This window comes from Rummeliibacillus suwonensis, assembly GCF_007896435.1.
Lineage (GTDB): Bacteria > Bacillota > Bacilli > Bacillales_A > Planococcaceae > Rummeliibacillus > Rummeliibacillus suwonensis.
On record NZ_VCBL01000001.1, the window covers coordinates 1,651,158 to 1,672,868 of the forward strand.

Consider the following 21,711-nt stretch of genomic DNA (forward strand, 5'->3'; position numbering starts at 1 on the left):
CGCTGTATACAAGTAGAATCAAAATCAATCGGATCCATACTGCAGTGATCCCCACTGATCCTCCATTTGTTACTTGTATTTTGATGTGGGGATCTACTTCCCGTTAATATGGGATGAATCATTTTTTATTGTTTTTCGACCACTTTTTGAATACTTTCATGATACTCAGCCTTTAACCTTTCAACTAACTCAGCAACCGGCAATATTTCATGAATGCCACCAACTCCATGTCCAGCACTCCAGATATCTTTCCAGGCCTTGGTCTCCCCTTCAGCCTTGTGTAAGATTTCTAGTTGTTTAGGTTTTTCTAATGTTGCTGGATCTAAACCTGCGTTTAAAATACTTTTTAAAAGAAAGTTTGCATGCACACCGCTAAGTTTATCTGTATAAATAATATCCCCTGCCTGTGCTTCTAGCAGCATCTTTTTATAGGCTTTGTTCGCTAAGGATTCTTTTGTTGCGATAAAACGTGTACCCATATAAGCAAAATCAGCACCTATTACTTGTGCAGCTAAAATATCTTGCCCCTGTGTAATTGCACCCGATAAAATAACCATTCCATCGAAAAATTGTTTTACTTCATGCACAAATGCCATCGGATGTAATGTACCACCATGACCACCTGCACCATTACAGACAAGAATAAGTCCATCAATTCCTGCTTCCGTAGCTTTTTTAGCATGTAGAATACTAATGACATCAGAGAATACCAGTCCGCCATACTCATGCACGATTTTTATAATATCAGTTGGTTTTCCTAACGATGTAATAACAACTGGTGGTTGGTATTTTTTGATCAGTTTAATGTCAGCCTCATAGCGATCATTAGACTTATGCACGATTAGATTAACTCCCCAAGGCGCAACCTTTGAAGTTGTTTTTTGTGCTTCTGCTAATTGTATTGTAATCGCTTGCATCCACTCTTCTAACTCCTCACTTGTTCTAGCATTTAATAAGGGGAAAGTTGTGACCACTCCTGATTTACACCCTTCTACTACGAGTTCAATACTAGAGACTAAAAACATAGGCGCCACAATAACCGGTAAATCTAACCTTTTAAATTGTTCTTTCACATTCTTCTTCAGCATATCATCCCATCCTTCCCGAAATAAATCAATCTTGATACTGCGCAAAGTAGAGAATCCTACACATAAAGGCAAATAAAATATCATTTAAGAGAATGGATATCATTTCCTCTAAAATGTATGATATTTTTTCGAATATATGCTCAATCCCATACATACTGTAGCCTGTATGATCTGATACAAATTATCGCCTACTATTTAGGAGGAGCTGACATGATTGTCAAACAAAGATATGTAAAAAAAAGTGAAGTTGTTTTTTGTAAGGAGACGGATCTTGCTTCATCTGTATTAGAGAAACTTTATGCTTCTGGTTATAGATGTATCCCCGTTTTAGATAAAAATATGGAAAAATTTATTGGAAATGTATATAGAGTTGATATCCTTGAATATCAAAAGAAACATGGTGCTCAAGATGTGCAAATTGCAGAGTTAGCGATCGATCAGGATGGTACCATCAATATGGAAAGTCCATTTTATAAAGTTTTTTTTAAGATTAAACGGCTTCCCTATCTTGCAGTTATAGATGAATATGACAATTTTTATGGTATCCTTACCCACTCTAAAATATTTGAGCTGTTAGAAGAGGCTTGGGGGTACAAAACTGGAAGCTGTGCTTTAACCATTGCAATTCCCGTTGCTGAAGGTATTCTCGTCAAAACACTCTCACTAATTCGAAAAAAATGGCCAGTTCAATGTGTTTTCTCCATCGACGATGACGATTGGTATTTAAGACGAGTGATTATTACGCTTGATAAAGGAGCAAATCAGCAAACTGTAAAAGAAATTGAAAGCATCCTCCATAAAGTCGGTGCTCGCCTCGTTGATATAGAAGTATTCGATGAGGAAGAATTCCATAAAAAAAGAAAGAATAATTTGATCTTTTGAGTGAACGCATTTAAAAATGAAGGAAACTGACCAGCTGAAAGAAACGGAATTATCCAAAAAGCAGAAAAATCCAATTCAATGTTCAATTAAATTATCAGGCGTGTTGATTTGGAAGAAATCAGGAAATATATTTGACATAATCCTTAAAAAACATGTATTTTTTAGTTTCATTTATGTAGATTGAAACTAGCCATAGTGGAGATCAACAAATTCCCCCTATTTTTATAGAAAAAATCGGATCATCAACACGCCTGATAGATGTATTAAAAATGAAAAAGTTATTCTGTCTAACGGCATATAAAAAAGAACCTTCGATCTAAAATTAGATCAAAGGTTCTATATTGGATCTCAATCATATTCTAATGACTTATTTCGTTCTCTAAATAAAATTTTTATTTTTCAGTTAAACCAAGCGCTTGTGCTGTTGAAGTGTGAATTTCATCGATAAGCTCTGGATGTTCCACTAATGCTAAGCCGTAAGAAGGAATCATTTCTTTGATTTTTGATTCCCATTCTTTTGCATGTTGTGGGAAACATTTTTTAACTACCTCAAGCATAACAAAGACAGCAGTAGAAGCACCTGGAGAAGCACCTAGTAATGCGGCAATTGAGCCATCAGCACCCGTAATAACTTCTGTACCAAATTGAAGTGTTCCTTTACCGCCAGCAGCAGTATCTTTAATAACTTGTACACGTTGCCCTGCTACGACAATATCCCAATCTTCACTTTTCGCATTTGGAACAAATTCTTTTAATTCTTCAATACGTTGTTCTTTTGATAGCATAAGTTGTTGCACCAAGTATTTTGTTAATGACATGTTCTTTGCACCTGCCGCTAACATTGTAAATACATTATTCGGTTTCACAGAACCTATTAAATCGAAATTTGAACCCGTTTTCAGGAATTTTGGTGAGAAACCAGCAAATGGTCCAAATAGCAATGATTTTTTGTTATCGATATATCGTGTATCAAGATGCGGAACAGACATTGGAGGAGCACCAACAGCAGCTTTTCCGTATACTTTTGCATGGTGTTGAGCAATAACTTCCGGATTGTTACATACTAAGAATAATCCGCTTACTGGGAATCCACCAACATGTTTGCTTTCAGGAATACCCGTTTTTTGTAGTAGAGGAAGAGCACCTCCACCACCGCCGATAAAGACGAATTTTGCTGCATGGTTTTCTATTTGACCGCTAGCATTACGCACTTTTAACTCCCATAAGCCATCGCTTGTACGTTTAATATTCTCAACTTTATGTTTATAGTTGACTTCGACGTTTTTACGTTTTAAATGTTCAAACAACATACGTGTCAAAGCACCAAAGTTAACATCGGTTCCAGAGTCAATTTTTGTTGCTGCTATAGGTTCGTTTGATTTACGGTCTGCCATAATAAGTGGAATCCATTCCAACAATTTTTCTGGATCATCAGAAAATTCCATACCTTGGAATAGAGGATTATTTGAAAGCGCTTCAAACCTTTTTTTCAAAAATGCAACATTTTTTTCACCTTGTACTAAACTCATATGAGGAATCGGCATGATGAAATCATGTGGATTTTGAATTAGATTGCTTTTTACAAGATAAGACCAAAATTGTCTTGAAAGTTGGAACTGTTCATTAATTTTGATCGCTTTGCTAATATCTATGGAGCCGTCTGGTTTTTCGACTGTGTAGTTAAGCTCACACAATGCCGAATGTCCTGTTCCCGCATTATTCCATTCGTTAGAACTTTCCTCTCCTGCTTTATCGAGCTTTTCAAACACTTTAATTTTCCAATCTGGCGCTAGTTCTTTCAAGAGTGTTCCCAAAGTAGCACTCATGATTCCGGCACCAATTAAGATAACATCTGTTGTAGTTTGTCTGTTACTCATTTTTTACCTTCCTCTTCCTTATACCCTAAGATTTGCAGAAAGGATGTAGGCACACCTGTTTAGGGACTACAGCAAACAAGGCACCGCCCAGTCACATACCTTTTCTGTATCAATTACAACCTTACCATAGTGTATCATAATTAATTATAGATTAAAATATCTTCTATTATAACACAGCTATAAGTTGTTTTAAATGGTGAAAAAAAGGAAAAAGTCATCTAGCCGTTATAGAATTGCATAAAAAGCATAACAAATGTCCTAGCTTTTTACAAAGGGCAAGACTACCTATTGAACCACCATTTCTTCATTCCACTATACCAACTAATTTCCATCTCCTCTATTATAAACAATGGGATTTTCCTAATCTTTTTTATCAGTTCTGTTTTGTCGACTTTTGACTTAGATCTTCCACTCCAAATGTATGCTCTTTTTTCTGATATGAAATATTTCGTCCCCCATTTTCTCTAAAATCTCCTGTAATATGAATCCACACAGAATAATATAACTCTTGTCCTGCATAAGCTCTAAAAATAAAGTCAATTAGTCATGTGAATTATTCACTTATATAATGAAGCTTCACACATAAGGATAGAGGTTTGCTAGTTGCTGATATTGATGGAAATAAAATTTAATAAATATGTAAAGTTTCATAATTTATTGAAAAATTTATTGTATAATAGAATAATATATATTCCATTTTTATTGCATCACCATACCATTTGCATAGTATGAAAAAACTTCGCCTGTTGGCATTATGTATAAAGTGAAGCTTCCATCAGTAGAGTTTTCTTCATCCCCCACCGAACTAGAAGAACTTAAGTGAAGAGCGCCACGTCCTGTGGCAACACCTGAGGGACCAACACCCGCATGCGGCAGTTAATCCCCATCTATCTTTCTCATTTTTGTCTATATCTTGAGATGGGGAAGCTTTACTGCCGTTAAAGCGGAATAAAATCCAAACATTATTTATGTATAGGATTTAATTATAACTAAAGAAAGGATGGTTCAATGAGATCTTTGGAATTTCAATTCATAAAAGGAACACCAAAATATCAACAAATTTATTTTTATATTAAAGATTTAATCCTGAACAAATCTTTAAATGCAAATACTAAACTGCCATCCATTCGCCAATTATCAAATGATTTACGTGTCAGCCGTAGCACGATAGTATCCTCTTTTAACCAACTATTAGCGGAAGGATATATACGCAGCGAAGGGAGAAAAGGATACTTTGTAAATCCCGTTAAGAAAAAACAAATTCAATGGAAAACAAGTAACTCCATCATTATTCGCAAACAAATACCGATCTATAAAATAAAATTTCAGCCAACTGCTGTCGATCAGGAATCTTTTCCATTAGCCAAATGGCGACAATGTACAAACTTGGCAATGGAGCAACCTTTTATCTATTCAAAGGACCATTACCAAGGAGATCCATTTCTAAGGCAACAACTTTCTTTTTATTTGTTAAAGTCAAGAAAAATCGATACAAATGCGCATTCCATTATTATAGGGAGCAGCAAACAGGAATTGTTTATGAAAATTGGTTTATTAGTGAAAAATGATTTTCATACTATTATCTGTGAAGATCCTGGCTCTGAAACGGCACGTAGATTCAGTTCTTTGTTTGATTTCGACATTTTGCCAATGCCCTTTTCCTCAAAAGGCACGCTTTTAAAGCAATTGCCAGAGACAAACCATCATATTTTCTATACGACACCATCTCATCAATTTCCAACTGGTGTAACAATGCCTATCTATGAACGTCAACGTTTGATTGAGTGGGCTTATCATACAGATAGTTTTATTATTGAAGATGATCATGACAGCGAATTTCGTTATTCACAACAACCTATTCCTGCTTTAGCGTCTCAAGATTTGAATCGTGTCATATATCTAGGAAGTTTCGCTGAATCATTTTTACCAACATTGAAAATTAGTTATATGATTCTTCCTCAAAAATTACTGAAAGCTTATCATCACTCTTTTTCAAATATGGAGCAAACCACTTCTTCGATCCATCAAAGAGCTATGGCTATTTTTATGGAAAATGGTTTTTGGGAATCACATATTCGAAGAATGAAATCTATATATAAGAGAAAAATGGAGATATTAACTACTGCAATACAACAAGCATTTTCAGATGGCATTGAAATTCTAGGAAAAGAATCAGGACTTTATGTATTATTACGTATTCGAAACGGTTACACAGAACAACAATTGATCCAAAGAGCTGCTGAAAATGGTGTAAAAGTGTACGCTGCTTCTCGTTTTTTCATTAAGAGGAAGCCAAAATATCCATTGATTCAATTAGGCTTTGGTGGTAATACAGAAGAAGAAATCTTAAAAGGAATCGAATTATTGCAAAAAGCATGGAACTAATCATGTATATCATGTTTCATCATTCGCTTTTCTAAAAAAATAAATTTCCTTAGTTTGCCTGTTGACATTATTAAAATATAGCGTTATTATAATAAATGTCTTAAAGCAAAGGGCGTATGGCGCAATTGGCTAGCGCACCTGACTCTTAATCAGGGGGTTGTGGGTTCGACCCCCACTACGCCCATATTTGAAAGGACATCATCTATTGAGATGGTGTCCTTTTTTTTTTCATTCTGCAGAAACGCTCTATCTATCTGCCAATCTTCAACCATAATCTTTTCTCATAAAAAGCCAAAGATGGAACGTCATATGATATACTTTATACAATCAATCATCAATAAGAAAAAAAGAGAGTGTTGAAGCATGCAGATTAAAAATCTAATTTTTGACTTTGATGGCACACTTGCAGATTCAAGGCAATGTAGTGTACTAGCCACGCAACAAGCTTTTATCGAATTTGGTTTAAAGAAACCGAGCGAAAAACAGATTGAATATTATATGGGTGTTCCCATTGAAGTATCCTTTAAAAAAATGGCAGCTACAGGTTTCACGGATGAATCATTTGAAAAATTGCTTACTATCTTCCGACAAACCTATAAAAATTTAGAGAATAAAACCCTCTCTACATTTCCAAATATACCAAATGTGTTAGAAAGTATAGCCTCAAGCGGTAAGCAGCTTTTTGTTGTATCAAGCAAAAAATCGGATGTACTTCTTCGTAATTTACAAACACTCAATATCAATATATATTTTAAAGATATTATTGGTTCTGATAAAGTGACACATTATAAGCCTCATCCAGAAGGTATTTTAAAACTAATGGATTTTTATCAATTAAATGCAGATGAAACGGTAATGATCGGTGATACTATTTTCGATTTGCAAATGGCGAAGCGAAATCCGCAAATGTTTTTTCATGTGGAGTAACATGGGGAAGCCATAGCAAAGAAGCCTTACAGGAGGAACGATCAACATTTTTAGTTGATAAAGTAAACCAATTAGCCATGTTAGAAGAATTATGGTTATAGCAATTTAGAAGTTCACATTGTTGGATATTCTAGTGATACTTGTTATTGAAGTATTTACATAGCAGCCTTTAAAAGATTTGATATTCGTTTGAACGGATTATTTCTTGTTAGATTTCACCACATGTTTTCTATTCACAATATGCAAATTGAACAAAACAAGCTTTTCAGGGCGTTTTCCCCCACCTATTGATACTTGAATCTTAAAATATGAGCTGCTTCCTACCAATTAATATGGGATAAAAAATAGCTAACCCCTTTACATTATATAAATATAGTGATATGATAGTTAATGTCTTAAAACAAAGGGCGTATGGCGCAATTGGCTAGCGCACCTGACTCTTAATCAGGGGGTTGTGGGTTCGACCCCCACTACGCCCATACTGGAAGAACATCATCCATTCGATGATGTTCTTTTCTTTCTCATTCATGCAGAAATAAGCTTAACCATCCCCCATATCTTCTTTAGCACAATCTTTTTCATCAATGTTAGCTCTAATTCTTTAGATAATAAAATAGAACATAAAAATACCGCTGTAAGAAATCGAATAACTTACAACGGATTTTTTACCATTTCCTTCATTCCCATTCATAAGGTGTTTCTTGGTATACATAATAATTTAACCAGTTTGAAAATAATAGATGTGTATGTGCACGCCAAGTATTTAAAGGTGTTTTCGATGGATCATCGCTTGGAAAATAATGTTTTGGAACAGGAACATCTAATCCCTTTGCTACATCTCTCTCATATTCTTCTTTTAACGTGCAGGCGTCATATTCTAAGTGACCCGTTACCATGATAAATCTTTCATCCTTTGAGATCGCTATAAAAAGCCCTGCCTCATCTGAAGAAGATAGTACCGCTAAATCCGGATGCGCCTCCACTTCTTTAAGAGAAACTGAAGTATGACGTGAGTGTGGAGCTGTAAACACATCATTAAAACCTCGTAATAGTTTAATGGTTGAATCATTTACCGTGTGCTTAAAAATACCTGAGCATTTTTCTGGTAGAGGGAATTTTCCAATCCCAAAATGATGATAAAGGGCAGCTTGTGCACCCCAGCATATATGCAAAGTTGATGTCACATTTGTTTTGGACCAATCCATGATTTGTTTGATCTCTTCCCAAAAATCGACTTCTTCAAATTCCATTAACTCAATTGGCGCACCCGTAATAATTAGTCCATCAAATCGACGGTGTTTTACTTCTTCAAATGTTGTATAAAATGTTTCTAGATGTGATTTACTTACATTTTTAGACTCATGAGTTGCTGTATTTAAAAATGTTACATTCGTTTGTAATGGCGTATTCCCTAATAGCCTAAGAAGTTGCAATTCTGTTTTCTCTTTTTGAGGCATTAAATTTAAAATAGCAATATTTAGCGGACGGATATTTTGACTTTTGGAACGATCTTCATCCATTACGAATATCTTCTCTTTCTTTAATAATTCTGTAGCAGGCAAATCTTTAGGGATATTAATAGGCATTCATAAACTCTCCTTTTTACTATCATTAATCAGCAAGCCGCTCATTAACGTATTCATCTACCGTATTGAGACATTTTCTCTAAACGAAAACCCCTTTTCTATGATAAGAAAAGAGGTTTGAAATGCACTCAATTCTTATCTTTCAAGACTGTCATCTGTCTTGTAGGACTTAGCACCTTTCTGCTAGGCAGAGGTTGCTGAAGCTTCGCTGGGCCATTTCCCTCGGCTTCTCTTGATAAGTGTGTTTTATGTAATTAATGTAATCCTAACATGGAAATGCTACAATTGCAAACTTTCGCGAAATTAGAAACAATCAATAAACATTGATATATAGAGCTTTTTAAAACCATCAGCTTTATATGATCTAAAACATCAGGGGGTGTCCGGAAAGTCTCTAAATTAAATGAAAAACGAAACACTTAATACTCTCTGGACACAATCCCTAACAATTTTTCTATACCTTCTATATTTTGGCGCTGTACTTAATCATTTTTCATCCGAACTGCGTTTATAAAGAAAATGCCAGAACAAAAATAGAACAATAAACCAAAATAATTATGATTTGTTATTTGAAAGGTACCTATTACGATAAATAATATGATTAAGAAATAATTATAAATTTTTCTTTTCATACTCAATCCCCAAATCTTTTTTAGAACTCTTTCTTTTCGTAAATCCGCAATGATAGGAAGTAAGAAACTAGAGCAATCGTTAACGTTATAATCATACAGGAGGTCACTGGATACTTGAATACCATGGAAATAATACCTGACTTAACATCTAACGATAGTAGCTTTCCAAGTCCAAAGGAGAACAGAAAAAAGAGCCCCACTATCAGTATTTGAGCAGCTTTCCAACCAAATTTATAGTAAATCGGATAAAAAACCGCTGCAAGAATATAAGTTATGCAAAGAGAAAAAATGAGTGAGTTTAAATCAAAAGTTGGAAATGAAAATTCATGAAATACATTTTTTAAAATAAAAGCTAAAATCGTACAAGAAATATAAGCACATAACCACCAGACACTCACCATAACATATTTGGCATTGATAACCGACCATCTTTCTACTGGTAGACTAAGCACAAGGCGATTATGCATTTTTTCGGTCTCTCCTGTATTAAAGTTGGAATAGACCAACATGAGAAAAGCGATGAAAGCAACGGCAAGACTATATGCCATGGCAATCAGAGAACCTGTATTTTCTAGTTCTCTCCCCATAGTCAGGAAATAAATCAGTAAAAAAACAGGTGCAATAAACGCTGTTTTTCTTTGTATATAAATGTCTTTCAACATAAGCTGAAACAATTTGCTACCCCCTTCATAAATAGATGAGTTTTTGAACGATCATGATTTTTTTGATTTGACTATGTAATACATAATTTCATCAAGATTTGGTCGTTCAATATGAATATCAGTTTTTGAAGTCAGTTTCCTTGCTGTACTACTTGGCATAAACGCCTCGATCCCAAATGATGTTTCTTTTAATGCAATAGGTTGAGCGCTTTTGATTTCTGGCTCAAGACTTCTTGGCCCCTTAACAATAACATAATTTTCCAGTAATTCTTCCATCTCACTACTAAATACGATTTTTCCATCAAGGATAAACGTGATGTAATCAGCTATTTTTTCGAGATCTGTCGTGATATGCGTTGAAAAAAAAATCGACTTGTTTTCATCTTGAATAACTCCCAGAAGAATATCTAGTAATTCTTTTCGGAAGACAGGATCCAATCCACTTGTTGGTTCGTCCATGATAATTAACTCGGCATGGTGCGAGAGTGCAATTGCTAAAGCGAATTTCATTTTTGTTCCCTTAGATAAATCCTTTATTTTTTTATTTAAGGGAATATTGAATTCTTTTATATATCGATAAAAAACGACATCATCCCAATGTTCATAAAAGGGAGAAATGATTCGTTTATTCTTATCAACCGTTAAATCCTCAAAAAAAACATCCTGGTCATAGACAAAACCAATACGTTGCTTTAAAGATTTCAAATCATGACGAAAGTCTTCTCCAAACAACCGTACATTGCCACTATCAATATGAATAAGATCCATCATACAACGTATTGTCGTACTTTTCCCAGCACCATTCGGGCCGATAAAACCCATAATATATCCTTTTTCAAGCGAAAAACTCACATCTTCGAGTGCGAATCCATCAAATGCTTTACTAACATGATTTAATTCCAAAATATTTTCCATTCTCAGTCCTCCTCATAATATTGACTGATTAACATAATCAGCTGCTCCAATGTAATGTCAGCCTTTTTGCTTTCTTCAACCATCTGTTTAATTTGTTGCTTAATCCCTTCCTGTTTTTGTTTTAACAATGCCTCTTTGTCCAGTACAGAAACAAAAGTCCCTTTTCCTGGTACGGTATCAATAAATCCCTCGTTTTCCAACTCCTTATAGGCTCGTTTAGTAGTAATCACACTGATTTTTAATTCTTTGGCAAGCTCACGAATTGACGGTAATTGTTCCCCCACACTAAGTTGCCCATTGACAATCTGCTCAGCGATTTGCTTTCTTATTTGCTCATAAATAGGCTGGGCAGCTGTATTTAAAAGTATGATATCCATTTTCATCACTCATTCGATTATACTGTGTATATACATTATACACTGTTTGAAAAGAGAGTCAATATTTTTACTAAACAATGGTTAAATAGTTATCATTTAAAGTAATCAATCAGATAAAGTAAAGCTTCCATCAGTGGGGGTCTTACTGCCCGTTAACGCGGAATAAATAAAAAATTCTTTACGAAAAAATACGTTTCTATCGCAAAACATCTCCTAAATGAAGATAATAAAAACAGCACCGTATTAACAGTACTGCTGAGATAAACCGATTAATATTTCCTTAATTACTTCTTCAAAAAAATCATTAAACGTATAATCTAATAACATTTAGTCAAAGATGGGAGTAGACGGCTCCACACCGTCTTTAAACTCCCTTTTCGCACGTTTGATAATTCAAACGTGTTTTTTATTTTTGAACTACATCAATACAAGCATATAAAACACCACCGTAGTTATGTCCTGTTTATAAAACTTACTATATTGGGCGCTAGCCAAGCTCTTGATGTTTTTCATATATATGAAATCATACTTTGTCACTTATTCAACTTTCTTATGATTTTTAAAGATGCGCTCTCTAAGCCATTGAAAAGAAATTCTGCCGCATTGATCAGTTTGTTAGCGGACATAGAAAGTGCCTCTTCTAGACTAATAGGTTTATCATGCTGGGAGGTCCTGAAAATTTTATGAGTTGTTTTGATTACGGGCTCGCGCAAAGCATCTATTACATATACATAAAGATAAAAATGGGTAGCCCAAACCACAATCGTGGTGTTGTGCTACCCATTTTAGTGAATTTTTATACTAATCTTCAATCATTCTTCGAATCTGTATTAAATTTTTTGATGGCAGTAGAAAGTTCGTCACTTAAAAGCGTTAAGTTTTCAGAAGATGTCGAAACCGCTTCTACTGCATTTAATTGTTCTGTTGATGAAGCACTGACTTCCTCACATGCAGCCGCTGTTTCTTCTGAAGTTGCTGCGATATGTTGGATCAGTTCCACTACTTCATCTTTAAAATTCGTTACTTTCAGCACATCATCAGAAATTTCTTTAATCGAATTATCAAGACGTTGAATCAGTTTAGAAATGCCATGGAATGCCTCACTTGTCGTTTCAACCACTTTGTTTTGGCTTTGGAAGGCTTTTTTCGTTTCTAGCATCTGCTCTGTAACTTGATTTGATTCTTCTTGTAAAGCATTAACTGTTTCACGTACTTCTTCTGTAGCCTTAGCAGATTGCTCAGCTAATTTTCTTACTTCATCTGCCACAACTGCAAAACCTTTCCCGTGTTCTCCAGCTCTTGCCGCTTCAATGCTTGCATTCAATGCTAGAAGATTCGTCTGATTCGAAATTTCCATAATGATCTTCATGACATTATTGATAGAACTGATTTTATTTTCTAAAGAAGAAATCATATTTGCCATTTCCGACATACTATTTCCCCATCCAGAGAAAGTAGTTTGTAAATGATTGAATTGCTTTTGCCCACCTTTATTCACTTGATGTGCTTCCTCAGCAACTTCTTTCATGGCAATCGATTTTGAGTGAATTTCATTAATTTGATTACTCAAGGCTTGTGCATGTTCCCCTGCAGTTTCTGCACGTCCTGCGGAACTACTTGCCCCTTTAGCAATTTCAGTCATAGCTGCTGTTACTTCCTGACTTGATGCACTTGTTTCTTCTGCCAATGTATTTAATTTCGTAGAGTTTTCGTTTACTTGATGAGAAGATTTTTTAACAACTTGAATGATTGAACTCATATTTTCAGCCATTTTATTAAAATCATGTGACAGTTGTCCAATTTCATTTTTTCCATTATAGGTTGAACGAACCGTTAAATCTCCATTAGCCATTTTTCCCATTAAAGTCCTAAGTGCTTCTATTGGTTTTGTAATTCTAGCAATCAAGAATACTAAAGCTACAAATAGGATCACTAATAAGATAGCTGACATTAGAATAAAAATATTCCGAATATCCTTTGAAGTTTGATAGATTTGGTTTTCATCATAGACCGCAGCAATTTTCCAGTTTAAATTTGGCAATGTATCATAAATCGTTATATACGTTTTGTCTTTTTCATCTGTGCGGACAACGCCACTGTTTTTATGGCTTCCTAACATATCCTTTACATATGAGTAATTCGATAAATCTTTACCAAATTTTGTTGGATGAGCAATCGCGGTTCCGTTGTTTCCTATAATAATGGGAAAACCGTGATATCCTAATTCACGTTTTGAAATTTCTTTTGATAAATTTGATAATAAAATATCCGTTCCTACAACACCAATCACTTTTCCATTTTTCACGACAGCTTTTGCTGCGGTGATTGCATATGATTTAGTAGCTTGATCGATATATGGGGTAGTCCAATAAACCTTATCTGGATTATTGTATGCATTTTTATACCAATCTCGAGAAGTAGGATCAAAATCCTTCCCTAAATCAACTTTTGGTAAAATATCGAGATGTCGATTTGTTTGCGCATAATAAACAGAGGAAGCTGAAGTATATATGGACAAAAAGTCGTTAAACTTCGTACTCACTTCTTTGGCTGAAGAAGATCCTTTATAATTGAGAACTTCAGATGATTTTGAAAACTGAATAATGCCTTTTTCATAACTTCCAAGATAGTTTTCGATGGAAGAAGACATTTCCGTAACAAACACTTGACTTTGCGCTTTTAAATTAGCACTTGTTTTATGATTGACCGTATAAGTACTTACAGCATTCAATAAAAGAACCCCAATTACAACAAGCGCTATAACAGTACTTATTATTTTCCATTTTATTGTTTTTCCCATGGTTTTCTGTCCCTTCCACATACATTAAAACAAAAGTACAAATTGACTATCCCAATAGAAAAATAGTCATATGACTTAAGTTCATCACTAAGTATAACAAATTATGTATTAAAAGTTCATAAAATATTTACAAAAATCTAGTAATTTAAAAAAACATTTTTTTGAATCCATTTCATCCGCCTGATGTTTTATGATAGCCGACTTTCTAGATTATAAAATTAAGCCTTATTATAGAAAGCCTTTTCCTTTATGATTATTCAGAAAAAATTTTAATTTACCCTGTTGTATAATAGATAACTATGGTAGAATATTTGTTATATTAAATTTCAATCTAAGGAGTGCTTACTAGTGAAAATCGAACGATCAAAGAAAATGGCTATGTTTCCAAAAGCAATATTCGGAGATTTAAAAGCCGCCGCCAATCGTAAAGCAGCTACAGGTACAAAGCTGATCGATTTGAGTCTTGGTAGCCCCGATCTACCACCAGATGAAAAAGTGCGTACAGAACTTTCAAAACAAGCAGCTTTGGCAAGTTCATACGGTTATACTTTAGGCGGAACAACAAAATTCTACAAAGCTGTTGCCAATTATTATAAACGCCGCAGCAATGTTGATTTAGATCCCGAAACGGAAATTATTCAAACAATGGGTTCTCAAGAAGGATTGGTTCATGTCCCTATGGCCTTTTGTAACCCAGGGGATTATGTATTAACAACTAATCCCGCCTATGTAGCCTATGATGCCGGTATTCACTTAGCCGAAGCGATTCCTTATTATATGCCTTTATTAGAAGAAAACTCTTTTTTACCAGACCTTGATGCAATACCTGCTGAAATCACTGAAAAAGCGAAAATGATGATTTTAAATTTACCTGGAAATCCCGTTCCTGCAATGCCTTCAATAGATTTTTTCACTCAAGTTGTAGCATTTGCGAAAAAATACAATATTATCGTGCTTCATGATGCTGCCTATTCAGAATTCTATTTTGATGGTGGGCACCCAATGAGTTTCTTATCAACACCAGGTGCAAAAGAAGTAGGAATGGAAATCAATTCACTTTCTAAAAGTTTCAGTTTAGCAGGCGCTCGTATCGCATATATTGCTGGTAATGCTGAAATGGTTTCTATTATTCAAGAACTAAAATCGAATCTTGACTATGGTACGTATAGACCTATTCAAGATGCGGCTTGTGTAGCTTTAGACAATGCTGAAGAAATTACGGATCGTTTACGTGCAGTCTTTACAAAACGTCACCGTATTTTAGTAGATGGACTAAAGAAGATTGGCTGGACTGTTACCCCTTCAAATGGTGGTATGTTCGTTTTTGCAAAATATCCTAACCAAGAATTGAATGATATCGATTTTGTCTATGAAGCAATTGAAAAAACAGGTGTCGTGATGGTTCCTGGCTCCATTTTTGGTGAAGCAGGGAAAAACTATGTTCGTCTTGCGCTAGTTCAGGATGAAACCCTACTTGAAGAGGCTGTAGAACGCTTGGGAAAGCTTTCTAAAATAGAAGTTGGTATTTAAACGAAAATTCCAAACCAATCAATTGAGAAATGCGTAACTGTTTAAAAAATTCTGTTCTATAAAGTGAAAACTCACCCAGTATGATTTTCTTCATCTTATTGGGTGGCAATTGAATCAGTTAAGTTTTTACAGACGGTTATTCTCTCCGTATACGGTCTTGTACTATGATAGGGGATCAAAAAGGCTTCGACTAGTTAATAAAAAATCTGCTCATTCTCATGTACAGAATGAGCAGATTTTTTATTACTCTATATGAAAAGAAGCAGATCACCATAATTTATAACAAAATAAAAAGTGCTCCCAAATAAGAGAAAAGGTACCCGTTCCTTTTCTTTTTTAGAAGCACATTAAAAGAGGTTATTTGCTGTGAATAGCGGTTCTCGGAGCGCCTTAATTCACGATGATTATTGATTATTTTGATGTGGTGACTGGAATGGAAGCTTGTAAAATTTCAACTGCTTGATCTAATTCATCATAGCTTACTGTAAGAGGTGGCAATAAACGCATAACTTTCTCTCCAGCTGGAACAAGCAATAATCCATTCTTGTCTGCTATTTCAACTAACTTTGATGAATTTTCGCAAGTAATCCCTAGCAATAAGCCCATTCCCCTTACTTCAACTGTAGGTGGTAAGGCTGCCTTTAATTTTTCTTTAAAGTATTGTGATTTATCCTGAACTGTTTTTAAAAATTTCTCTGTAAAAATTTCATTTACAACAGCTGTTGCTACTGCCATTGCTAACGGATTTCCACCAAATGTCGTACCATGAGTTCCTGGACCAAAGCTATCATATAATTCTGCTGTTCCAAGCATAGCTCCAATTGGGAAACCGCCTGCCAATCCCTTTGCAAGTGTCACAATATCTGGTTTTAATGCGGTTTGCTCATAGGCATAAGCAGTTCCTGTACGCCCAATCCCTGTTTGTACTTCATCTACAATGCATAGAATGCCTTTTTCATCACAGATTTTTTGAATAGCTTCAGCAAATTCTGGTGTGATGACGTGAACTCCCCCTTCGCCTTGTACGACTTCTAACATAATAGCGGCAGTTTCATCATCCACTGTTGCACGTAAACTTTCAACATCGTTAAAAGGAATATAGCTGAATTTCTCTACAATTGGTCCAAATCCATTATGTACTTTATCTTGACCAGTTGCTGACATGGCACCAAAAGTTCGACCATGGAAAGAATCCAAACAAGTAATAATCTTATGTTTACCTGTATGCTTTCTGGCTAATTTGATCGCCGCTTCATTTGCCTCTGTCCCACTATTACAGAAAAAAGCATATGACAAATGTGTATTCTTTACCAATTTTTCTGCTAATTGTTCTTGGTATGGACTCTCAAATAAATTGGATATATGCCAAAGTAATTCACTTTGATGTTTGATTGCATCAACCAAAATTGGATTTGCATGACCTAAACTTAATACAGCGATGCCGCTTGTGAAATCTAAATAAGATTTACCATTCTTATCCCATACTTTTGTTCCAAGACCTTTTACAAGTTGGATAGGTCTTCTTTTGTAATTGTCAAATAATGCACTCATAACAGTACTCCTTCTTTTGAAATTTTTGTTCCTTCAAAATGTTGATTGACAATATGAATAGCTGGAATCCCCGCCTCTAAACATTCAATAGCTGCTTGCACTTTTGGGATCATTCCACCATAGATATCTTCCGATTGAATCCATTGTCGGATTTTCTCAGGATTTACTTCTTTTTGCACTTCATCGTTAATTTTAATACCAGCAGTGTCAGTTACTAGCAACAATGCATCCGCATCGAGAGCTAATGCAAGTTCACTTGCCACCGTATCACCATTGATATTCAGCGGAATTCCTTCCTCTGTAGCGCCAAAACACGCAATAACAGGGAGTTTTCCTTCTTCTAAGTATTTTTGAATCGTTTCATGATGAACATTTTTGATCTTTCCTACATATCCATAAGTCGATTTGTCGAGAAAATCACTTTCAAAAATAGTTCCATCTATTCCATTTAAACCTATTGATTGAATACCCGAAGCGTTTAGTTCATTCGTTAAAAGTGGATTAACTTGATCAACAAGTGCTTGCTGCACAATTCCAACTGCTTCTTTTGAAGTAAAACGAATACCATTTACAGTCTTATAAGCAATGTTGCTATCCTGTAATGCCGCATTGATCGCTGGACCACCACCATGAACGATGATAATTTCATCACCTTTCGCTAAGTGATTCTTTAATGTGGCAAAAAACGATGGATCAAGACCTGCCAACATACTTCCACCCAGTTTGATGACTAATTTTTTATGATCTGTATGTGGCATTGATTTGGACATAGTCATATGTTAAATCACACCCCCATGCAGTTCCCTTACCATCACCAATTCCCATATCAACTGCGATTTTCACTTCGTTTTCCTTCAAATATTCAGTTAATTGATCATTTAAAAATAGAATAGGCTCACCAAATTCTACAACTGGAATTTCGCCGATGTGGATTTTAATGGTTTCTGGGTCCACTGTCATACCACTATACCCAACTGCGCAAATGATTCTACCCCAGTTGGCATCACAGCCAAAGACAGCGGTTTTCACCAAGGAGGATCCTACAACTGTTTTGGCAATTTGTAATGCTTCCACATCTGTTTTGGCTCCTGTCACGTTGACCTCGATTAACTTTGTTGCACCTTCCCCATCTTTGGCAATCATTTTAGATAAGTCTTCACATGCTGCCTTGAAAGCTTCTGTAAAGACATTCCAATCTGGATGATTGGGCGTTAACTCATTGTTGCCTGCCAAGCCATTTGCCAACACAAGCACCGTATCATTGGTAGATGTATCCCCATCAACTGTGATTGCATTAAAAGTTTTTTCAGTAGTATCCGCAAGTAATGCTTGTAATGTTTCATGACTAATATTAGCATCTGTTGTGATATAGGCTAGCATTGTTGCCATGTTTGGTTTAATCATACCAGATCCTTTTGCGACTCCTGCAATGATCACTTCTTTACCATCTATTTTTAGATTATAGGCTGTATGCTTCGTGGCTGTATCTGTCGTAAGGATCGCTTGTGAAAAGTCTAATGCGTCTTCCAGTTGAGAACCCACTTCGATTTTTTCAATCCCTGCTTTGACGATATCCATTGGCATTAATTCACCAATAACACCTGTTGAACAGATACCTACTAGATCTTGTGCAATGCCTAATTTTTCGGCTGTTAACTTTTGCATTGTATAAGCATCATCTGCACCTTGTGATCCTGTACATGCATTTGCATTTCCAGAATTCACAATGATTGCTTGCATTTTTCCTGTATTTTGAACTACGTCTTTGGATAATAATATTGGTGCAGCTTTGATGACATTTGTTGTAAATACACCTGCTACATTCGCAGGGACCTCACTCACTAATAACGCTAAATCTTTCTTTTTATGTTTAAGGCCACAATGGATACCTGCTGCTTTATATCCTTTTGGCGAAATAATATTATGACTTGCACTTCTCTTTAATTTATCTGAAACGGTCACCATACGTTTCTCCCCCCTAAATCCAAATTGGAATTTGTGTTAAACCTGTTGTTTCTTCTAAACCAAACATGACATTCATATTTTGAATGGCCTGACCTGCAGCACCTTTGACTAAGTTGTCGATAACAGAAATGATCGTGGCACGTCCTGTACGTTCATCCACATTTATATGAATATCACAATAATTTGTTCCTCTAACTTGACTAGTACTAACCTTTGAAGTTTTTTCAATAATCCGAATAAATGAATTTTGATCGTATTTATTATGTAGACTTTGTAGAAGATCTTCCTTTGATACGCCTTCTTTTAACTTTGCATAACTAGTCGCCATAATACCACGATTCATCGGTACCAAATGTGTTGAAAAAGTAATTGGACTATCTTTATGAGCAAACATTGCCATTGCCTGTTCAATCTCTGGAATGTGTTGATGCTGATTGATTTTGTAAATGGCTGTGCTATCGTTTGCTTCACAAAAATGGTTGTTGGCATTTGGCTTGTTCCCTGCCCCACTTATACCACTTTTGGCATCAATTATAAGATTTTCTGAATCGATCAGGTCATCATGTAATAGTGGTAATAATGACAATAAAACAGCCGTTGGATAACAGCCCGGATTGGCAATCAAATTTGCTTTCTTGATTTCTTTACGATTCCATTCGGTTAATCCATAAACACTTTTATCAATAAATGGTTGTGGAGCTGAAGGCAACTTATACCATTTTTCATAATCTTCTGTATTCTTGATTCGGAAATCTCCTGAAAGATCAATTACTTTTATATGTTCAGTAAGGACTTCTGGAATTAGCTTACTTGATACGCCTGATGGAGTGCTTGTAAAAATGACGTCTAACTTTTGCAATGCTTCAGGTTCAATTTTTTGTAATGGCTGATCGATTATTCTTCGGAGATGTGTATATTTATTCGAAAATGAAACGCCATCCTCTGATGAAGAGAAGAGATGGATTTTTTCAATTTCTGAATGATTATACAAAAACCTTAATAATTCTAGACCACCATACCCTGTTGCTCCAATTATACCAACCTGCATTGCTCTCACCTCTTGTATATGATGTTACTATTATATGTTTGGATATTTATAAAGTCAATTGTATTTTTATTATTTATTAATTTTTTTAAAATAGAATGCTTTAGAATTCAAATTTAAAAAGAAAAACATCCTAATGGCTTTTGTAACCATCAGAATGTTCTTTCTCAATTGGTTTATTCGTAAAAACACTTTAAACAGGTAAGTTGCATTTAAAATGATGCATGTCTTAGAAATGTCAAATGTGATTTTTGACGAAGAGCCTTTGGATTTCACATTAATCTTCTTTTTTCCAATCTTCCAACTCATACTCCAAAGCTTTATCATCTGTATACCTATTGTAACGTTTTTTAAATAAATAAAATAAATGTGTGACCAAAACTTTTAAAACTGCATAACCAGGGATTCCTAGAATAACTCCTGGAACACCAAATATAGAACCAGCTGTTAATAGGACAAAAATAATCGTAATCGGATGTACATGCAGTGATTTCCCCATTATTTGAGGTGAGATGAATTTTCCTTCCACAAACTGTACGATTGTCCATACGACCACAAGCTTTAATAACATAAGCGGTGCATTCACAATCGCTATGATCGCTGCAGGTGTAACGGCTATGATTGGTCCAAGATAAGGCACAACACTTGTGACCATTGCAAGTACCCCTAAAACAACCGCATAATCTAATCCAATGATTAAAAAACCTATTGTCACCATGATTCCAATGCAAATAGCAACTAAAATTTGGCCTTGTATATAACTACTAATTTGATGATCAGCTTTGTGCAATACATAAGCAGTATCATCTCTCATACGTGGTGGAAGAAGGTTTAATGCGTATTTAGGTAACTTTTCTCCATCTTTTAAAAGGTAAAACAAGATAAATGGTACTGTAACAATCGCTACAATTATACCTGTAAGGGTAGAAATAAAACCCGTAATCCCTGATGCGATTCCGGTTCCCAATCCTTTAGCAGCACCTTTAACTGTACTATTCAACTGATTCGAAATATTATTTAATACTTGATTTAAATTGAAATTATACTTAGCTAAAGTTTCACCAAAACTTGAAGTTTCTATTAGATTCTGCACAGAATGAACAACTTGCATAAAATAATTAGGAAATTCTTGTATTAGGTTCATGAATTGCTCTTTTAAAAACGGGAAGATAAGTGTCACGAACAAAGAGATAATCCCAATCCCAGCAATATAAATAATAAGTATTGCCCAGATCTTAGGAATTTTCCATTTCATCAATAAATGCAATACTGGTCTTAGTAAATAATACAAAATCAACGCTAGTATAACTGGTAAAACAACGGTTCTCAAAAAAACGACAATTGGATAAAAGATAAAGGAAATTTTGTCATAAACAAAAATAATACATCCCACTAATAATAATGTAATTAACCCAAACAACAAATTTTTGCCACCCAGAAACTGGATAAACCTTGTTGTAAAGAATGATCTTTTTTCTGGTTGCAATGA

The 21,711-nt window shown here is 35.0% G+C and carries 16 protein-coding genes, 2 tRNA genes and 1 riboswitch; of the genes, 6 read left to right on the forward strand and 12 right to left on the reverse strand.

Going from position 1 to position 21,711, the window contains the following annotated elements; translation table 11 throughout:
• Positions 1-125 precede the first annotated feature (125 nt).
• Positions 126-1,088: an NAD(P)H-dependent flavin oxidoreductase gene (locus FEU33_RS07685; RefSeq protein WP_146548813.1), complete on the reverse strand. Its 963-nt coding sequence runs from the start codon at positions 1,086-1,088 to the stop codon at positions 126-128.
• Between the two features lie 210 nt (positions 1,089-1,298).
• Between FEU33_RS07685 and cbpA the strand changes: the two genes are divergently transcribed.
• Positions 1,299-1,970, forward strand: coding sequence for a cyclic di-AMP binding protein CbpA (gene cbpA, locus FEU33_RS07690; protein ID WP_146548814.1), 672 nt, complete (start codon positions 1,299-1,301; stop codon positions 1,968-1,970).
• 392 nt (positions 1,971-2,362) lie between these two features.
• On the opposite strand, the gene FEU33_RS07695 is transcribed toward cbpA, so the two are convergent.
• A complete protein-coding gene (locus FEU33_RS07695) occupies positions 2,363-3,847 on the reverse strand; it encodes a malate:quinone oxidoreductase (protein ID WP_146548815.1) in 1,485 nt (494 codons plus the stop codon).
• Positions 3,848-4,855: 1,008 nt separating this feature from the next.
• Here FEU33_RS07695 and pdxR point away from each other — a divergent pair.
• The 4 genes from pdxR (at position 4,856) to FEU33_RS07715 (ending at position 7,638) form a co-directional block, all read left to right on the forward strand.
• Positions 4,856-6,232: a MocR-like pyridoxine biosynthesis transcription factor PdxR gene (pdxR, locus tag FEU33_RS07700; RefSeq protein ID WP_146548816.1), complete on the forward strand. Its 1,377-nt coding sequence runs from the start codon at positions 4,856-4,858 to the stop codon at positions 6,230-6,232.
• A 110-nt stretch (positions 6,233-6,342) separates the two neighbouring features.
• Positions 6,343-6,416 (forward strand) — tRNA-Lys (locus FEU33_RS07705).
• Between the two features lie 179 nt (positions 6,417-6,595).
• Entirely contained in the window at positions 6,596-7,159 is a 564-nt protein-coding gene (locus tag FEU33_RS07710; RefSeq protein ID WP_244950994.1) for an HAD family hydrolase, read from the forward strand.
• Positions 7,160-7,564: 405 nt separating this feature from the next.
• Positions 7,565-7,638 (forward strand) — tRNA-Lys (locus FEU33_RS07715).
• Positions 7,639-7,836: 198 nt separating this feature from the next.
• Here FEU33_RS07715 and metA read toward each other — a convergent pair.
• The 5 genes from metA to FEU33_RS07740 all read right to left on the reverse strand — a co-directional run bounded on the left by metA (position 7,837) and on the right by FEU33_RS07740 (position 14,131).
• Complete coding sequence (metA, locus tag FEU33_RS07720; protein WP_146548817.1) at positions 7,837-8,745, reverse strand: homoserine O-acetyltransferase MetA; 909 nt, start codon at positions 8,743-8,745, stop codon at positions 7,837-7,839.
• Between the two features lie 132 nt (positions 8,746-8,877).
• A riboswitch (SAM riboswitch) is annotated at positions 8,878-8,987 on the reverse strand.
• Positions 8,988-9,397: 410 nt separating this feature from the next.
• On the reverse strand, positions 9,398-10,051 hold the full coding sequence (locus FEU33_RS07725; RefSeq protein WP_146548818.1) for an ABC-2 transporter permease: 654 nt from the start codon (positions 10,049-10,051) through the stop codon (positions 9,398-9,400).
• A 39-nt stretch (positions 10,052-10,090) separates the two neighbouring features.
• Complete coding sequence (locus FEU33_RS07730) at positions 10,091-10,954, reverse strand: ABC transporter ATP-binding protein (protein WP_146548819.1); 864 nt, start codon at positions 10,952-10,954, stop codon at positions 10,091-10,093.
• A gap of 2 nt (positions 10,955-10,956) precedes the next feature.
• The gene (locus tag FEU33_RS07735) at positions 10,957-11,331 is read right to left on the reverse strand and encodes a GntR family transcriptional regulator (RefSeq protein ID WP_146548820.1); all 375 of its coding nucleotides are present in this window, start codon (positions 11,329-11,331) and stop codon (positions 10,957-10,959) included.
• A gap of 808 nt (positions 11,332-12,139) precedes the next feature.
• Complete coding sequence (locus FEU33_RS07740) at positions 12,140-14,131, reverse strand: methyl-accepting chemotaxis protein (RefSeq protein ID WP_186731352.1); 1,992 nt, start codon at positions 14,129-14,131, stop codon at positions 12,140-12,142.
• Positions 14,132-14,479: 348 nt separating this feature from the next.
• On the opposite strand from FEU33_RS07740, the gene FEU33_RS07745 reads away from it, so the two are divergent.
• Entirely contained in the window at positions 14,480-15,661 is a 1,182-nt protein-coding gene (locus FEU33_RS07745; RefSeq protein ID WP_146548822.1) for an aminotransferase class I/II-fold pyridoxal phosphate-dependent enzyme, read from the forward strand.
• Positions 15,662-16,072: 411 nt separating this feature from the next.
• Here the strand turns inward: FEU33_RS07745 and FEU33_RS07750 are convergent, their stop codons facing one another.
• The 5 genes from FEU33_RS07750 to FEU33_RS07770 form a co-directional block, all read right to left on the reverse strand.
• Positions 16,073-17,212: an acetylornithine transaminase gene (locus FEU33_RS07750; protein ID WP_146548823.1), complete on the reverse strand. Its 1,140-nt coding sequence runs from the start codon at positions 17,210-17,212 to the stop codon at positions 16,073-16,075.
• The gene (gene argB, locus FEU33_RS07755; protein WP_146548824.1) at positions 17,209-17,988 is read right to left on the reverse strand and encodes an acetylglutamate kinase; all 780 of its coding nucleotides are present in this window, start codon (positions 17,986-17,988) and stop codon (positions 17,209-17,211) included. The genes FEU33_RS07750 and argB overlap by 4 nt, the downstream gene beginning before the upstream one ends.
• Positions 17,951-19,177: a bifunctional glutamate N-acetyltransferase/amino-acid acetyltransferase ArgJ gene (gene argJ / locus FEU33_RS07760; RefSeq protein ID WP_186731353.1), complete on the reverse strand. Its 1,227-nt coding sequence runs from the start codon at positions 19,175-19,177 to the stop codon at positions 17,951-17,953. The genes argB and argJ overlap by 38 nt, the downstream gene beginning before the upstream one ends.
• Positions 19,178-19,190: 13 nt before the next feature.
• Entirely contained in the window at positions 19,191-20,225 is a 1,035-nt protein-coding gene (argC, locus tag FEU33_RS07765) for an N-acetyl-gamma-glutamyl-phosphate reductase (protein ID WP_146548825.1), read from the reverse strand.
• 274 nt (positions 20,226-20,499) lie between these two features.
• On the reverse strand, positions 20,500-21,708 hold the full coding sequence (locus tag FEU33_RS07770; protein WP_146548826.1) for an AI-2E family transporter: 1,209 nt from the start codon (positions 21,706-21,708) through the stop codon (positions 20,500-20,502).
• Between the last annotated feature and the right edge of the window lie 3 nt (positions 21,709-21,711).

What these genes read in the sequence shown, in the direction of transcription:
- FEU33_RS07750 (WP_146548823.1), bottom strand. Translation starts at nt 17,212, where the DNA reads ATGAGTGCATTATTTGACAATTACAAAAGAAGACCTATCCAACTTGTA.
- FEU33_RS07710 (WP_244950994.1), top strand. Translation starts at nt 6,596, where the DNA reads ATGCAGATTAAAAATCTAATTTTTGACTTTGATGGCACACTTGCAGAT.
- argJ (WP_186731353.1), bottom strand. Translation starts at nt 19,177, where the DNA reads ATGGTGACCGTTTCAGATAAATTAAAGAGAAGTGCAAGTCATAATATT.
- metA (WP_146548817.1), bottom strand. Translation starts at nt 8,745, where the DNA reads ATGCCTATTAATATCCCTAAAGATTTGCCTGCTACAGAATTATTAAAG.
- argB (WP_146548824.1), bottom strand. Translation starts at nt 17,988, where the DNA reads ATGACTATGTCCAAATCAATGCCACATACAGATCATAAAAAATTAGTC.
- FEU33_RS07695 (WP_146548815.1), bottom strand. Translation starts at nt 3,847, where the DNA reads ATGAGTAACAGACAAACTACAACAGATGTTATCTTAATTGGTGCCGGA.
- cbpA (WP_146548814.1), top strand. Translation starts at nt 1,299, where the DNA reads ATGATTGTCAAACAAAGATATGTAAAAAAAAGTGAAGTTGTTTTTTGT.
- pdxR (WP_146548816.1), top strand. Translation starts at nt 4,856, where the DNA reads ATGAGATCTTTGGAATTTCAATTCATAAAAGGAACACCAAAATATCAA.
- FEU33_RS07685 (WP_146548813.1), bottom strand. Translation starts at nt 1,088, where the DNA reads ATGCTGAAGAAGAATGTGAAAGAACAATTTAAAAGGTTAGATTTACCG.
- FEU33_RS07735 (WP_146548820.1), bottom strand. Translation starts at nt 11,331, where the DNA reads ATGGATATCATACTTTTAAATACAGCTGCCCAGCCTATTTATGAGCAA.
- FEU33_RS07740 (WP_186731352.1), bottom strand. Translation starts at nt 14,131, where the DNA reads ATGGGAAAAACAATAAAATGGAAAATAATAAGTACTGTTATAGCGCTT.
- FEU33_RS07730 (WP_146548819.1), bottom strand. Translation starts at nt 10,954, where the DNA reads ATGGAAAATATTTTGGAATTAAATCATGTTAGTAAAGCATTTGATGGA.
- argC (WP_146548825.1), bottom strand. Translation starts at nt 20,225, where the DNA reads ATGCAGGTTGGTATAATTGGAGCAACAGGGTATGGTGGTCTAGAATTA.